Annotated in this window: 16 protein-coding genes and 1 tRNA gene; 10 read left to right on the plus strand and 7 right to left on the minus strand. The window is 68.9% G+C overall.

Annotation, left to right across the window (positions count from 1 at the left end; all coding sequences use genetic code 11):
• From ACIQD7_RS26935 to ACIQD7_RS26945, 3 genes are all read right to left on the minus strand, one after another.
• Positions 1-674: DUF2637 domain-containing protein (locus tag ACIQD7_RS26935; RefSeq protein ID WP_402444917.1), on the minus strand; the 674-nt coding region annotated here is incomplete at its 3' end.
• Between the two features lie 83 nt (positions 675-757).
• Complete coding sequence (locus ACIQD7_RS26940) at positions 758-2107, minus strand: FtsK/SpoIIIE domain-containing protein (protein ID WP_402444919.1); 1350 nt, start codon at positions 2105-2107, stop codon at positions 758-760.
• A 2-nt stretch (positions 2108-2109) separates the two neighbouring features.
• Positions 2110-2442, minus strand: a complete 333-nt coding sequence (locus tag ACIQD7_RS26945; RefSeq protein ID WP_391055881.1) for a hypothetical protein — start codon at positions 2440-2442, stop codon at positions 2110-2112.
• Positions 2443-2594: 152 nt separating this feature from the next.
• Between ACIQD7_RS26945 and ACIQD7_RS26950 the strand changes: the two genes are divergently transcribed.
• The 8 genes from ACIQD7_RS26950 (at position 2595) to ACIQD7_RS26985 (ending at position 10222) form a co-directional block, all read left to right on the plus strand.
• On the plus strand, positions 2595-3461 hold the full coding sequence (locus ACIQD7_RS26950; RefSeq protein WP_109185030.1) for a GntR family transcriptional regulator: 867 nt from the start codon (positions 2595-2597) through the stop codon (positions 3459-3461).
• Positions 3448-4140, plus strand: a complete 693-nt coding sequence (locus ACIQD7_RS26955; RefSeq protein ID WP_402444921.1) for an HAD family hydrolase — start codon at positions 3448-3450, stop codon at positions 4138-4140. The genes ACIQD7_RS26950 and ACIQD7_RS26955 overlap by 14 nt, the downstream gene beginning before the upstream one ends.
• Before the next feature lie 681 nt (positions 4141-4821).
• Positions 4822-6003, plus strand: a complete 1182-nt coding sequence (locus ACIQD7_RS26960) for an SLATT domain-containing protein (protein ID WP_402444923.1) — start codon at positions 4822-4824, stop codon at positions 6001-6003.
• A 700-nt stretch (positions 6004-6703) separates the two neighbouring features.
• Positions 6704-6806, plus strand: a tRNA-Arg gene (locus tag ACIQD7_RS26965).
• A 652-nt stretch (positions 6807-7458) separates the two neighbouring features.
• On the plus strand, positions 7459-7722 hold the full coding sequence (locus tag ACIQD7_RS26970) for a CopG family transcriptional regulator (protein ID WP_401545064.1): 264 nt from the start codon (positions 7459-7461) through the stop codon (positions 7720-7722).
• Positions 7719-8132 (plus strand): PIN domain-containing protein, encoded by a 414-nt coding sequence (locus ACIQD7_RS26975; RefSeq protein WP_402444926.1) that lies wholly within the window; start codon positions 7719-7721, stop codon positions 8130-8132. Before ACIQD7_RS26970 ends, ACIQD7_RS26975 begins: the two co-directional genes overlap by 4 nt.
• A 204-nt stretch (positions 8133-8336) precedes the next feature.
• Entirely contained in the window at positions 8337-9008 is a 672-nt protein-coding gene (locus ACIQD7_RS26980; protein WP_402444928.1) for a hypothetical protein, read from the plus strand.
• Positions 9009-9256: 248 nt separating this feature from the next.
• Positions 9257-10222, plus strand: coding sequence for an HAD family hydrolase (locus ACIQD7_RS26985; RefSeq protein WP_402444929.1), 966 nt, complete (start codon positions 9257-9259; stop codon positions 10220-10222).
• Between the two features lie 373 nt (positions 10223-10595).
• Here the strand turns inward: ACIQD7_RS26985 and ACIQD7_RS26990 are convergent, their stop codons facing one another.
• Together ACIQD7_RS26990 and ACIQD7_RS26995 are read right to left on the minus strand one after the other, a co-directional pair.
• On the minus strand, positions 10596-10862 hold the full coding sequence (locus tag ACIQD7_RS26990; RefSeq protein WP_402444931.1) for a DUF6959 family protein: 267 nt from the start codon (positions 10860-10862) through the stop codon (positions 10596-10598).
• 34 nt (positions 10863-10896) lie between these two features.
• On the minus strand, positions 10897-11121 hold the full coding sequence (locus ACIQD7_RS26995; protein WP_121830172.1) for a hypothetical protein: 225 nt from the start codon (positions 11119-11121) through the stop codon (positions 10897-10899).
• A gap of 191 nt (positions 11122-11312) precedes the next feature.
• Here ACIQD7_RS26995 and ACIQD7_RS27000 point away from each other — a divergent pair, with 191 nt between their 5' ends.
• On the plus strand, positions 11313-12077 hold the full coding sequence (locus ACIQD7_RS27000) for a thioesterase II family protein (RefSeq protein WP_402444934.1): 765 nt from the start codon (positions 11313-11315) through the stop codon (positions 12075-12077).
• 27 nt (positions 12078-12104) lie between these two features.
• Here the strand turns inward: ACIQD7_RS27000 and ACIQD7_RS27005 are convergent, their stop codons facing one another.
• Complete coding sequence (locus tag ACIQD7_RS27005) at positions 12105-12998, minus strand: NAD(P)-dependent oxidoreductase (RefSeq protein ID WP_402444936.1); 894 nt, start codon at positions 12996-12998, stop codon at positions 12105-12107.
• 175 nt (positions 12999-13173) lie between these two features.
• Between ACIQD7_RS27005 and ACIQD7_RS27010 the strand changes: the two genes are divergently transcribed.
• Positions 13174-14244 (plus strand): GlxA family transcriptional regulator, encoded by a 1071-nt coding sequence (locus ACIQD7_RS27010; protein WP_402444938.1) that lies wholly within the window; start codon positions 13174-13176, stop codon positions 14242-14244.
• Here ACIQD7_RS27010 and ACIQD7_RS27015 read toward each other — a convergent pair.
• Complete coding sequence (locus ACIQD7_RS27015; RefSeq protein ID WP_402444940.1) at positions 14237-14722, minus strand: PPOX class F420-dependent oxidoreductase; 486 nt, start codon at positions 14720-14722, stop codon at positions 14237-14239. The two genes, ACIQD7_RS27010 and ACIQD7_RS27015, sit on opposite strands and share 8 nt — an antisense overlap.
• Between the last annotated feature and the right edge of the window lie 423 nt (positions 14723-15145).

A 15145-nucleotide genomic window follows, 5' to 3' on the forward strand; every position in this document is an offset into this window, starting at 1 on the left:
TCCGCGAGGGCCGGGGGCATTCCGTGGCGGGTGCGGAGGGTTTCCGCGTCGATCGGCTCACCGGTCTGGGCCCGGTGGACGTCCGCGATCTTCTGTGCGTGCGCGAGGAGCGCGGGCGGCACCGGGACCACCGCAGGCGGACCGGGGACGGGCTCCGGCGAGGTCTCGGCGGTGGCGGGTTCGGCCGGCGGGAGCTCGGGGGCCGGTTGCGGAGCAGGCTCCGGAGCGCGTTCTACGACCAGATCGGTCGCGGGCTCTTTGGGCGTGGCCGGTTCGGGCTCCGGGGCGGGGGTGGGTTCGGGTTCTGGTTCGGGGTGGGGTGCGTGGGCGAGGAGGGTGCCGCCGAGGAAGGCCAGGGCGGGCCATCCGGCGACGAGGATGCGCAGCCACGGCGGGACGTTGCCGAGGTCGAGGAGTCCGGCGGTGGCGACGTTGGCGCCGAGGGATGCGATCAGGGCGATGGCGAACCACAGCCAGGCGTCGCGGTTGCCGCCGTCCTTGCGCATCCGGCGCCACGCGGCGACCAGGAGCAGGTCGACGGAGACCGGGTAGGCCCAGGCCTTCCATCCGTCCTGTCCGGCCGCCTCGGCCAGGTCGTGCAGGTGGGCGAAGGACAGGGCCCCGGCTATGACGGCCTGGATGAGCACGGCGTCGAGGCGGAGTGTGCGGAACATGAGGGGTTCACCTCCTTTCGGGCATGGGTCGGGTAGGGACCTGGCGTGAGACGGTCACGCCACCGAGGTGGGGAGGGGAGTCGCTAGGGGGTCGCCGGGGACGGCTTGACCAGCGGGACAGGTGCCGGGGCGCCGACATAGACCGGGACAGCGGGCCGGTAGGCGGCGAGGGCGGGCAGGTCCGGGGTGAGGTGAGCGTGCGCGGCGCAGATGGCGGCGGCTTCGGCGGCGGTGAGCTGGGGGGTGCGGATGCGGGACCAGCCGCCGGAGGTATCCCCGGCGACCGCGATGCCGGGCCGGTCCGGGGGGATGGTCAGCACGGTGACGACGGCGTCGGGGGCGATGTCGCCGACGCCCATTTCGGCGGTCTGCTTGTCGTTGACCCGGTGCACGGTCCGGCCGGTGAGCTGGGCGCGCAGGGCGGTGGCGCCCTTGCCGAGGTCGGAGCCGAAGCGCTGTCCGCACACCTCCAGGAAGATGCCGGCGGCGCGGGCCATCTGGCCGAGGCGGATGAGCTGGGTGACCATGCGGTCCCGGCGTTCCTCGTCCTTCTTCGTCGCCACGAGGAACAGTTCCGCGACCTCGTCCACTAGGACCACCACCGGGGCAGGGCGGACGTCGTCGGGCAGGGCCCAGATGTCACCGGCCCCGTAAGCGCTGAGGAGGTCGAAGCGCTCTTCCATCTCCCCCACCAGCACCTCCAGGAGGTCATCGGCCTCCTCGGGGGTGGTGGCCAGGGCGGAGAGGCGGGGTGCGTAGCCGCGCTGTTCGACACCGCGCTTGCAGTCGATGCCGACCAGAGCGACCGGGAGACGGGCGAGTCCGGCGATCAGGTTGCGCTGATACATCGACTTGCCCGACTGATTCGCCCCCAGCGTCAGCGCGTGAGGGACCTTGAGGTAGTCGCGAACGAAGGCGGTACCGTCCTCCCGCAGCGCGACCGGAACCGACATCGGTCCCGACACGACACGGCGCGGCATCCGCACCCGGCGAAGAACGTCATAGCCGGTCATCCGCAGCTCCACGAAGCCGGGCTTCACCGTCACCACGGTGACTGAATGGACGCCCCAGGCGTGCCGCAACCGCTCGGAGGCCGCCATCACATCCGCGGGCTCCAGACCGGCCGGAAGGCGGAGCGTGATGCGCAGGCCAGTCATGCTGCCCCGGACCCGGCGGACCTTCGGCGGAACCGGCTGAACGTCGGCACGGCGGGCGACGTTACGGACCAGGAAGGCACGGAAGCGGGACGGCTGCACGGTCAGCCCGCACACATCCATCGTGGACCGGTAGGTCACCGCGAACCGCGTCGTCGCCACCGGCAGACCCACCAGCGACCAGAACACGCGCGGTGCCCGGGCCTTGGCGTAGCCGAGAGTGCCGGCGGTTCCGGCGAGCGGGAGACCGACCTCCCATAACGTCGACAGGTCCGTCATGGTCAGGCGCCCATCGGGGTGACCGCGACGGCGCGGAACGAGATGCCGTGGCGGGCCTGGCCGTTGATCGTGTTCTCCCAGTCCCGGGCCTTGAGCCCGATCACCGACACCGGCATACCCGGCATCAGGCCGTCGGGGAGACCGGTCTCCGGGACCGCCACCTGGTAGAGGTTGCCCTCCCCCTCATCCGAGATCAGAAGGCCCACGACCGAGAGCCCGGCACCGGTCTCGTGGTCCATGGCACGCTCACCGGTCTGCTTGTTCTTGAGCTTCGGGACGGGGGCCGTGGCGACGAACACCATGGCGGTCGACGTATCCACCTTGAACGACGGCATGGTCTCTCCTTCAGAGAAGACAGCAGGAAGCTGGATGACCAACTTGGCTAACCCGGTTGGTCACATCTCGAAGATAAGGGAGATGGCTAGCCATGTCAACGACATGACTGCCATGACTGTCCTGACCTAGGCCGCTCGCCTACCATCGGCTTATGACCTTTGTCCCCGAGCCCCTCGACCCAGACGACGACCGAGCGCCCTACGAGCAGGTGGCCAGCAGCCTGGGAGCCGCCATCCGTACACGCCGACTGGGCCCCGGCGAGAAGCTCCCGTCCCACAAGGAACTGACGGAGCTGTACGGGTTCGCGCGGGCGACGATCCAGCGTGCGTTGCGTGACCTCGAAGACGAAGGGCTTGTCGTCTCCCGCAAGGGCAGCGGCGTCTACGTGCGCAATCGAACGGAAAGGCCGGCGGGGCTACGGCCGTACGTTGAGCAGGCGTTCGCCAAGGACCACGTCACCATCGACTTTGCGGGATTCTCCAGCGAGACCCTGCACGGTGCCCTTCAAGAGCCGCTCGACAAGATCCGGATCGGCAGGCTCACGCCGTCGAGCATCACCATGCGGATACTCGTCCCGGACATGTCCGTGCCGCAGGCCGCACCCGTACGCATGGAAGACGGAGCCGACGACAAGCGGCTCCGCGACCGTATGCACGACATCATGGTCGGCTACACCCGCAGCATCCGGGACGCCATCACCGAGCTCGGGCACCTTGGCCTGGTCGCCGAGACCAGGATCAGCGTCCGCGTCCACAGCGGCACGCAGTTCTTCAAGCTCTACGTGATCAACAACGAAGACGCCTTCTTCGGGTACTACCCGATCCGCCCGAATAAGGTCGTCGCCCAGGGCGAGACGATCGAGATCTACGACCTCGTGGGCAAGGACACCGTCCTCTTTCACCACTCGATCAACGACGGCGAGACGTCCGGCGGAGCCCAGCAGGTCCAGCAAGCCCAGATGTGGTTCGACAGCGTCTGGGAGACCATCGGAAGGGACTTCGACCTTGACGCACGCTGACCAGCTCATTGAAACCCTGGCGAACGCCCGCGTCGTCCTCTTCGACTTCGACGGCCCCGTGTGCGACGTGTTCGCGGGACTGCCGGCACCCGAAGTCGCACGAGAACTGACCGCCCTCCTCTCCGCCCAGGACGAAGCCGCGGGCGCAAAGGCCGCGCAGACGGACGACCCGATCGAGGTCCTACGCATCACGCACGAGGCCGACACCCAACTGGGCCAGAGGATCGAGCAGGCCCTGACGGCCGCCGAAGTACGAGCCGTCACGGTGGCCGGGCAGCCGACTCCGGGAGCGGCGGAAGCCCTCCGGGCAGCACGTGCGGCCGATCGAGGGGTCGCGGTAGTGAGCAACAACTCCGCCGAGTGCGTACGGACCTTCCTGGAGCTCCACGGCTTGCAGCAGTACGTTACGCACATCGTGGGCCGCCCCTCCAAACAGCCCCACCTCATGAAGCCGAACCCGTTCCCGCTCATCACGGCCGCTGAACAGATGCACATCGACATCACCGGCTGCACCCTGATCGGCGACTCCCTCACCGACATCCAGGCAGCCCACGCAGCCGGAGCAACGGTCATCGGTTACGCCAACAAGCCTCACAAGGCGGATCTCTTCAGCGAGGCACAAGCCGACGTCGTCATCGAGTACATGCAGGACATCGCAGATGCGCTAACAGCGGAGTAGCCGGAGGAGTAACAGGGAGCTGTTACAAGTTTCTCTACCTCATCAAGGCACCCGCCGCGCACAGCGCGGCGCGCGCGGCCCGTCGCCCGAGCCGCCGCTCTGTCTTCGCCAGCGGCGGCCCGGACGCCGGGCCGCTCGCCTAACAGCTCGGGTTGATGAGTGGCGAACCACGATGCGGCTGAGGCCCTGGGCGAGTGCGACTCAAGACGATGCCTCCGGCGGGGGCGCAACAAGCACCAGGATGGGCGGGGGCTCCGTGAGCGGGTGCCGGCCGTGGGGTGTTGCGGTGGGAACTCCCATCCCGTCTGCCGTCGACCCAGGCAGAGCCGAGCAGACACGGCACCGGGCGTCCAGGTCGTTCGTACAGTGGCGCGCTCCACCTGGACGCCCGGCACCGCGCCTGCTCCACGGAGTGTGGGTCGACGGCAGACGGGATGGGAGTTGGGGGAAGTGGTGGGCTCAGCAAGCGTGCTAACGCGGTGCCTGAGGCGCTCCTTTAGGGACAAGGGGCCAACTCCGCTATCAGGTTAGAGGGTTACCTGCACATGAAAGGCAGGGCAGCGGTAGCGTGCCGTCTACGACACACCACAACCCTTGACCGGGAGCCCCTCCACGATGTCTCGCCTTACTGACGTGCCGCGCGAACGTGAACCCGAGACCGCCGGCAGTTACAAACCGTGGGTGGGTGATGTCCTACGTAACCTCGCACACGAAGACCAGCGGCTGTCCGAGGCCGACATACTCACGCTCCTCCCCGAAGACTTCGTTTTGACCTGGGAGGGCGTAGACGCGATTCTCTCCGCTGCCTGGAAGACTGGCAGAGAAGAACTTAAATGGACTTTACATGTTCAAATAGCCAGGCAGGTCAGATACGACAGTGATGGCGCGTACGTTTTCCATCAAAAGTATGGGTCACCTGACCGATACAAGCGGTACATGCGCCTTGATGCTCTTTTCACTGCTGGTTCAAATTCCACATGGGGCAGTCTTGTTGAGGAGGTAATTGAATCTCTCGATGACCCAAAACAAGATTACGGGTGGAGCATCGAGCCTGCCCAGCAGTACGAGTACGCGAACAGCGTTATCACCTACCGGCGAAACGTCGCGATAGCGGAGCGCCGTATACGCAGGGCTATTTTGTCGCGGTGGCTCCGGCTGGTACCGCTTGTGGCGGTGCCGCTGGTTCTGGCAGTAGCCGGGTGGGGAAACCTATGGCCAGAAGAAGTTCCGGACCTGCGCACATTTAACATCGTGGCCATCGCGGTGACGCTGGCCCTAGTGGTGGTGTTCCTAGTCGGCTTCATTCTGCGGGTGAAGGACGAGAAACACGGCGTCCAGTCTGTGTTCCTGCTCCGCAGAAATCTAGAGATCATCCATGACCTATGGATTCTCAACGCTTCAAGGGCGCGCCCAGCGAGGGAGCATAGGGATGGCTACCGGGAGCGCATACCGCGAGTGATAGAGCGCCTGAGGCAGGATACAAAGTTCTATCGGCGTATTCACAACTGGTTCCAATGGGGGGTGTTCTTCGCGTCCGTAGGGACTACGGCAACTACGGCTTTCTGGGAAACCCCGCAGCCGGGTAAGACGATTCTGATCGCGCTGGGGTCGTTCCTGGCATTTGCAACCGCGGTGACGGGCTATTTCAAATTCCGTGAGCGGGCATACAACCTTCAGCAGACCGCGGACCAGGTAGAACAGCATGCCATGGCCTTCGATCTGGGCATTGCGCCATACTCGGATGCGGACGCGGCGGTCAACCTGGAGAGGTTCGCGGAGAACGTAGAGATGCTGCGGATGGAGCAACGCAAGCGGGAACAACAGCTGGAGCAGCCGCATCAGGGGCAGGCCGGCGTCGTCTGACGCAGACAGAGCGGCCAACCCAAACGACACGGCCATGGAGCCTCCTTCCTCGCAGCCGACCGGTTAGCACTCACCAGCTCTGCGCAGTCGACTTCCGGTACGGTCCTACCCCTCGGCTCGCCCTCGATCACTTGAACTGCCCGGGTCCGCAGTGGGAACGAGGAGGGCATGGCCATCGATCAGAAGGCAGCGCACCAGTTAGCCAGCCGTGCTCATGAAGTGGGGCGGGCGCCCGGGCGGAAGAGGTGGGCCGACCTATTGCAGCGGGTGAGCCGCGGGCGGTTCGGGCGGCAACGTGGATGGACGAGAGTGCCGAAGCTGGACACGCCATGGCAAGACACCCTCTCGGGGGAACGGCAAGGCTGGCGTGAGCGTGCAGCCAATCTGGACGGCGAGTTCGCATTCAGCGTGGACTACCAGGTCTGCCCGGACTGTCAGCTCGGGTGGGTCGAGCAGCCCTACACACTGCCGGAATATCAACGGTGCGGTTTAGCCTCCGCCGGCCTCGCGGCGCTGCGGATCGAGCATCCGGGTCTGTCGTGGCACACCTTGGGTGGGCACCTCCGTGACTCCAAGGGCTTCTGGGAAGCCGTTGGAGCTGGGGTACTCGGGGGATACCAACAGCGAAGCCCGTGTGCCCACATCACTGTCGGGTGAGGCCCGAAGGCGCCTCGGTTGGACGCGGCCTATTTGTGGACCGGCCAGGCTTAGCTACCGGCTCTTAGGCCTCTGACCTGCATAGACGACTAAGAAGCACGCGGCCTCCGGAGCCGTGTGCGCAGGTTCGAATCCTGCCGGGGGCACTTCGCGAGAAGTGCCAAAGAAGCCTCTGACCCGCAGAAATGCGGGTCAGAGGCTTTTTGTCGATGCCGGAACGCATGCGGCTCATGTGCGTTGCACTTCCTGACTTCTCTTCACCCAGAAGCTTGCGGCCTGCACTTTCACCTCAACCCGCCTGCCGGATGAGGCCGTTCGGAAGCACGTCGATGCGCCTGTTGGCGAGGAGTGCTGCCCGCGGGCCCGGCGGGAGAGCGAGTTCACGGGCCTCGTGCCGGGCGCGGTCGTATGGGGCGGATCCCAGGATGCCGACCTTCTCGCTGAAGAACAGCCGGCTGTCGCCCGCAGTACCGAAGCCGCCACAGGCAGACGAGTTCGGGCGGGAGCGGCACCGTACGTGTATCTCCCGGCGGGCGGGTCCAGCCTTCGCCCACACTCCCGTTCGAAGCCTCCCGCGCAGGGCGGGTTCCGGGCCTGTACGGGGTCGGCGACGGCACAGGGGGCGACCTGTTCGACGGTCCCGGTGATGCGTCGGCTGACGTCGGCCGGCGGATCAACACGAAGCCGGCCCTGTTCGATCTCATTGCGCGTCTTCGCCGCGACCTGCCCCGGCACGCCTCCGGTCGCGTGAAGTGATCGCCGCCCTCAGCGGGGAGGATGAGAGGTAGGATAAGTAGCATGAGCGAGCCCACCGGCAAGTACTCGATCACCATGCCGCGCGACATCGCCGAAGCCGCCAAGGCCCGCAGCGGCCCCTCCGGCCTGTCCGCCTACGTGGCCGCGGCCGTCGCCCGCCAGATCGAGCGCGACAACCTCAACGAGCTCATCACCGTGGCCGAGGCCGAACACGGGCCTGTCACGGACGAAGAGATCCAGTCCTTGCGCGACCAGCTCACCCAGGCACGACGCGAGCAGACCGAGCGCGGAGCGAGCGCGGCGTGACCCCCTCCCCCGCAGTCCCCGGTGGCACCCTCGTCCTCGACAGCGAGGGACTGGCCAAGGCCGTCCTGCGCGACCGTACGGTCACCGGCTGGCTCGCCCTGGCACGTGCCGACGACCTCCGCGTGATCACCTCGGCGGCCACCCTCGTCGAAGTGGTCCACCCCCGCATCAACCGCCCGGCCCTGGAGTGGACGCTCTCCCGCCTGGTCGTCGAACCGGTCACCGAACCGATCGCCCGCCACGCCGCCGCGCTCCTCGCCGACGCCGGCCTGCACGGCCACAAGTACGCCATCGACGCGATGCTCGCGGCCACCGCCCTCGCGGCCCCCGGACCAGTCACTGTCCTGACTTCGAACCCAGAGGACCTCATAGTCCTGTGCGGCAGCCACACCACCGTCATCAAGGTCTGACTCCGACAGCGGCCTCCACCTCCCGCAGGGAACCGAAAGCAGTGTCTCCCTCGCGTTCGGGCGCTTCCCGGGTCGTGTCGGCTCCACCGCCCGGCCGACGAGCCCGCCTTGGACCAGGCCGTCCCTCCGCGCCGCCTAGCCTCCCCACCGGTAAGGTCGTCGACCGCTCCCCCCTCCGCCGCGCCTTCCCCCGAAAGGTGCCGCATGACCGAGCCCGCCACCGTGAACCTGACGAAGGCCGCTCCCACGGTCTCCCTGGACAAACACGGCGTGACATCGGGATTGATCAAGGTCAACCTCAACTGGACCTCGCCGCAGGTCGCCGCCCCACGCACGGCCGGTGAAGCACGTGGACTGTTCGGCCGCATCCGAGCGTCACTGCGGTCGGCCACAGCCAGAACAGTGGATCTCGACCTCGGTTGCATGATCCGGTGCGCCGACGGCACGAAGACCGTGGTCCAGGCTCTGGGCAATGCGTTCGGCGCGGTAGATCGTTTCCCGTACGTCGCGCTGGACGCGGACGACCGGACCGGCTCCCGTGCGGTGGGAGAGAACCTTGTCATCAATCTGGATCACCAGGCCGAGTTCCAGAAGCTCCTGCTCTTCGTCTACATATACGAAGGGTCCGGCGACTTCCGTGGTCTCGATGCCGTGGTGACCCTGCCTTCCGACCGCGGCGACCGTTTCCGGGTGGTCCTGGACGAATGCCCACCCCAGGCGCATGCCTGTGCCATCGCTCTCATCAAGCGCCAGAAGGGCGAACTCGTCATCGGGCGCGAGGTGCGCTGGTTCACCCCGCAGGACGGCCCCGGCGTGCAGGACGTGATCTCCCGCGCGTACCGGCTCGGCATGAAGTGGACTCCGGGTCGGAAGTAACGCCCCGCGCCCACGCGCGCCGCTGGTCGTCCTCGGCACCTGCACCCACCAGAGCCGCGCGACGCCTGCCGGACCGCACTCTCCGTATGGGGAAGCAAGCCCCTCACGCCGCCGCCAGAAAATCCGTCACGACACACCGCCCGGCTCGACGGCATGGTTCTGGGACACGGTCATCGGCGCGCCTCCCTGAGCGTCGGGTTCGGCGCAGGTCTCGCGGGTGTGTGCGGTCGTCCTGGAAGTCACGACGGATGCGGGTGCAGGCCCTGCGGGCGACGGCAGCCGGGCAGGCCGAGGGCGGTTCGCTGCTGATGAACACGCATCGGGCGGAGAGCGCCGCGACCGGGATCAGCGTCTGTGCCTACAGCAGCACGCGGTTCTTCAAGCCCCACCCGATCCGCCTGAATAAGGCCGTCATTCAAGGCAAGACGATCGGGATCCACGACGCCGAGTCCTCAGACGGGCCCAGCAAGCCCGGATGCGATGCGACAGCGTCCGGGAGACCATCGGAAGGGACTTCGACCTTGACGCACGCCGACCAGCTCATCGAAACCCTGGCGAACGCCCGCGTCGTCCTCTTCGGCTTTGACGGGCCGGTATGCGACGTGTTCGCGGGCCTTCCGGCACCCGAAGTCGCACGAGAGCTGGCCGCCCTCCTCTCCGCCCAGGACGAAGCCGCGGGCGCGAAGGCCGCGCAGACGGACGACCCGATCGAGGTCCTGCGCATCGCGCACGAGGCCGACACCGAACTGGGCCAGAGGATCGAGCAGGCCCTGACGGCCGCCGAAGTACGAGCCGTCGCGGTCGCCGGACAGCCGATCCCGGGAGCGGTGGAAGCCCTCCGGGCAGCACGTGCGGCCGGCCGGGGCGTCGCGGTGGTGAGCAACAACTCCGCCGAGTGCGTACGGGCCTTCCTGGAGCTCAACGGCTTGCGGCAGTACGTCACGGAGATCGTGGGTCGCCCCTCCGAACAGCTCCACCTGATGAAGCCGAACCCGTTCCCGCTCATCACGGCGGCCGAGCGGATGCACATCGACGTCACGAGCTGCACCCTGATCGGGGATTCCCTCAGCGACATCCAGGCGGCCCGCGCAGCCGGTGCAACGGCCATCGGTTACTCCAACGTGCCCTACAAGGCAAACCAGTTCACCGAGGCGCAGGCCGATGTCGTCACCGAGGACATGCAGGACATCGCCGACGCACTCACTACCGCATAACGGCCTGTTCCTCGACTACCGCGCCCGGAACGAGGGGGAGCTCGTACGGGGTGTAGCCCTCGGACATCTCAGTGCCGATCGTGGCGCCGCATCTGCACCACCCATTCGGCCCGCCGCACGCCTGGTCGTGGGTGGGCGTCGAGGTGTGGATCCTCGGTGCGCCAGGCAGGAGGGTGGAGTCTTCCGGGTTGGCCGGCAGGCCGGCAGAGGCCACGGGACTGGCCAGTCCCTGTGCCCCTGGTTCTTCGCCGCGAAGTCGAGAACGATGACGTCCTTGCGGCTCGCGCGGTGACCTGTTGGTGAATCCGTGGATGTATACGGGCCACGTGGCGGGCGGTATTCGCGTCGCTGGTCGATTCGGTCGGTCCGCGGGTCAGAAGGGGCGGGGGATCCCGTGCTCTTCGAGGGCCCTCGTGTAGCGCTCGAGCTTCGCGCTCAGGTCGGCGTGGAGGATGTTCGCCGCGTGCTGGGCCTCCTCCAGGTTGCCGGTGGCGCACAGGTCGGCGAGTTCGGCGAGGTCGTTCTGGAGGATGCTGAGGGTGTCTCCTTGGATCAGGAGGCCGGGGAAGTTGCGGTTCGGGAGGCGGAGTACGGCGTCGTTGGTGCCGTCGGTGAGCAGTTCGGCTTCTATGCGTTCCATTTCCCTTTTTCAGGTTCGTTCCAGGCGGTGCGGGTTACTCCGAGACCCGGTAGAGGCTCAGGTTGCCGTGGGCGAAGAGGTGGACGTGGCCGCAGGAGGTGCAGATCAGGCCGGTGGCGGACTCGTTCGCCCAGGCCAGGTTGAAGAACTCCATGCCGGTGCTGTTCAGTTTCACCTCGCGCTCGCGGAAGACGTCGCCTCCGCAGATCAGGCAGTGGATCTTCTTCTCGCCTATGTGTGCGCGTACGGGCTTGGCCATGCTTTCCCCCATGTGGTTCGGTCGTGCGCCTCGTCGGCCCCACTCTCGCACGGCTGTCCGAAGCGGACATTGCCCGTGACCGGCAGTCTTGGCCCTTGACCGGTGCCGGGCCGAGTGGTGCTTCTACGATGCCTGGCAGTGGCCCGGGTGGTGGGGGGCCTCGAAGTGCGGTGACGGTGAGGTGGGGCGGAATGGGTCGGGCGCGTGATGCATGGCTGCGGCGGTTTCCCGTGGGGGTGGGGGGAAGTGCCGCCGGGTGTGAGCTGGTGTGTTTTCCGCACGCGGGTGGTTCCGCCTCCTACTGGCGGCCCCTCGCCCTGGCGCTCTCCCCCGCCGTCGACGTGTCGGCCGTGCAGTACCCGGGGCGGCTCGACCGGCTGCACGAGGCTCCGGTGGAGGACCTGCACCGGCTGGCCGATCTCGTCGCGGAGGCGATGGGGCCCTCGGACGGACGGCCCCGGGCGTTGCTCGGGCACAGCATGGGGGCCTCGTTGGCGTACGAGGTCGCCGTGCGGCTCGCGAGGCTGCCCGGCGGGGAGCCGGACCTCCTCGTCGTGTCGGGGCGTCGCGCGCCCGCCGCCGCCGGGTGGCGGGCCCGGCACGTACCCCTGAAGGACGACGAACTCGTGGCACGCGTGCGCGGGTTGGGCGGGACCGACTCCGCCGTGTTCGACGAGCCCGACCTGCTGGAGCTGGTCCTGCCCGCGCTGCGCGGGGACTACCGGGCGCTCGCCTCGTACGAGGACACCACCGGCCGGCCGCTGACCTGCCCCGTCGTCGCCCTGGCCGGCGACCGGGACCCCGAGGCGACCGTCGAGGAGGTCGAGGCCTGGGGCGGGCACACCTCCGGCGCCTTCCGGACGCGCGTCTTCGAGGGCGGTCACTTCTTCCTCTCCGACCGTGCCGGGGAGGTCGCCGAACTGATGCGCGGCATGCTGCCCACCCGTACCGGCTGAGCGAGGGGCGCCGGTGGCCCGGCGCCGTCAGGACGAGGGCTTCCTGAACTGTTCGATCAGGGCCGCGTAGCTGCTGCCCGCGTGGCCGTCGGCCGCCGCGCGGTCGGTGAGCGCCTTGAAGAGGCGGGGCAGTTCGGCGTTGACGCCGAGCTTCTCGCTCTCCTCGGCGAGGTGCTCCAGGGCGTCCCGGTGCACCGTCACGGTGGCGTCGTCGGCCGGGTAGGCGCCCGCGTCGATCTGGGGGGCGTACGCGGTCACGTACTCGGTCACCACCTTGATCATGGTGTTGGCCAGCGGGGCGAAGGCCGTGGCCCTGACCTGCGCGGTGCCGAGCAGGGCGGCGCCCTGGAGGAAGCCGTTCAGGACGCCCCACATGATGCCGAGCAGCGACATGTCGTAGAGCGCCGACAGACCCGGGTCGGTGTCCAGGTACGTGGTGCCCGCCGCGCCCAGCGCGCGCAGCGTCTCCCCGTGCTCCTCGAAGGCCTCCGCCGGGCCGCTGTAGAGGAGTACGGCCGCTTCGGTGGCGATGTCCGCCGGGATCGCCATGATCGCGCCGTCGAGGTAGCGGACCCCCAGGCCGGCCGCCCACGCGGCCGTCTCGCGGGCCTGCTCCGAGGTGCCCGTCGTCAGGTTCGCCACCACCTTGCCGTCGAGCGAACCGGCCTGCGGGTCGAGCAGTTCGCGCACGGCGGCGTAGTCGGTGACGCAGACGACGACCAGCGGGCTCGCCGCGATCGCGTCCCCGACCGAACCGGCGAGGGCGGCGCCCCCGGCGACGAGCCCGTCGGCCTTGGCGGCCGTGCGGTTCCACACGGTGGTGGGGTGGCCCGCCGCCAGGAAGGCGGCGGCCAGGGACCGGCCCATCAGACCCAGCCCGATGACCGTCACCGGCGCCTGTGATCCGTCGGTTCTCGGCATGGAGTACTCCCGTTCCCGCTCACCCCGCGGTGCGCGTCGTGTGTGTGGCCGGTGCGGCTCGCGTGATCGCGTCGCGGCCGCCCGCCCCTCACCCGCACCCTCGCACCGGCGGAGAGCGGGCCGACAGTGGCGGAAGTGCCGACCTTCGCAAAATTACTGCCGTACCCTCGGCGTCATGCATCCCGGCTCCGTCGCCATCGCCCTGGTCAACGACACGGACATGGGGGTCTGCGAGGTCTACGAGACGGCCATCGCCTACGCGGTCTTCGGCGATCCCCAGCCGGACCTCGCCGATCCCTGGTACGACCTGCGGGTCTGCTCCGTGTCCCCGCCCTCCGCCACGGAACCGGCGCGGGGCTTCTCCGTCCGCACCTCCCACGGGATCGAGGACCTCGTCACCGCCGACACCGTGATCGTGCCCTCGGTGCCGGACGCCGTCGCCCGCCACGGGGCCTCCCTCCCGGCCGAGTTCACCGACGCCCTGCGGCGCGCCCACGCCTCCGGCGCCCGCGTGGTCTCGCTGTGCACCGGGGCCTTCGCGCTCGCGGAGGCCGGGCTCCTCGACGGCCGCCGGGCCGCCGCGCACTGGATGAACACCGCCGACCTGGCGGCCCGTTACCCCGAGGTGGAGGTCGACGACAGCGTCCTCTACGTCGACGAGGGACGGGTCCTCACCAGCGCCGGCATGACGGCCGGCCTCGACCTGTGCCTGCACCTCGTCCGCAGCGACCTGGGCGCCCACGTGGCCAACCAGCTCGCCCGCCGCCTGGTGGTCTCCGGCCACCGGCCGGGCGGCCAGGCCCAGTTCGTGGACCTCTCCGTCCCGGTCACCGACGACGACAGCCTCGCGCCCGTCCTGGACTGGGCCGCCCGCCACCTGGACGAGCCCCTCACCGTCGACGACATGGCCGGGAGGGCCGGGATGAGCACCCGCACCTTCTTCCGGCGCCTCCGGGCCGCCACCGGGATGACCCCGCTCAAGTGGCTGCTCAACCAGCGTCTGGCGCACGCGCGGACGCTCCTGGAGACGACCGACCTGCCGGTCGAGCGGATCGGCGAGTTCAGCGGTCTGGGCACGGCGGCCAACCTGCGCCGCCACTTCACCCTGCACGTGGGGGTGACGCCCACGGACTACCGCCAGTCCTTCGGTTCGGCGCCGGCCCGGGCGCGGGGGAAGCGGCCGGCCGCCCCGGCGGAGCGGCCGGCCGGGGGCGCCGGCGTCTCCCCGGCGCCGCCCGTCAGCTGATGTCCGCGCCGTACACGTGGTCGACGGTCATGGTGATCAGGACCCGGCGGTCGGACACCATCACCGCGCGGTACTCGTCCCAGTCCGGGTGCTCGCCCGCGGCGGCCCGGTAGTACTCCACCAGCGCCTCGACCTCCGGGCCGTGCGGGTCGGTCCCCGGGCCGGTGAGCGTGGCGACGCCCTCGGCGGTGGCCCAGGACATGCCGTCGGGGCCGGTGACCTCCAGGGTGGCCCGGGGGTCCCGCCGCAGGTTCGCCGTCTTGGCCGTTCCGGCGGTGGTCGACACGCGGACGACGCCCGCCTCCTCGTCGTAGGAGGGCTGGACGGGGGAGAGCTGCGGACGTCCGTCCGCCTTGATGGTCGCGAGGACGCCGAGCCGGCTCTCGGCGAGCAGCGCCCTGGGGTCGAAGGACGAGGACGAGGACGAGGACGAGGGTGAGGGTGAGGGTGAGGGTGAGGGTGAGGATGAGGCAGTCATGGCCCGATCATCGCCCGCGCCGTGGAGAGGGAGTCAAGTGAACTTCCGCCCGGACGGCGGTACTCGGCCGGGTGAGTGGCGGGCGGGCGCCGGGTGAGTACTGGAGGGGCCAGCCGGATGCCGGTCGGTACCGGAGGGGCGCCGGACGGATGCCGAGCGGATGCCGGTCGGGTGTCGGAGGGGCTCCGGACCGATGCCGATCGGGTACTGGAGGGCGCCGGGCCGAACCGATGCCGGGCGGTCCCCCCGCGTCAAGGCCTGCGGTACGCCCCGCCCCGGAGCCGTTCTCCTCATGGGCGACATCACGCCACGTATGGAGCGGTACGAGGGGGTTCCCGGCACCCCGTCTCCGCGCCGGAGCGGGGGCGGGCGGGCGCCCGGTCATGGATCCCGACCGCCCGCGCGGGTGACGGCGGTCCGGTC

The sequence above is a fragment of the Streptomyces sp. NPDC093071 genome (assembly GCF_044754545.1).
GTDB lineage: Bacteria > Actinomycetota > Actinomycetes > Streptomycetales > Streptomycetaceae > Streptomyces.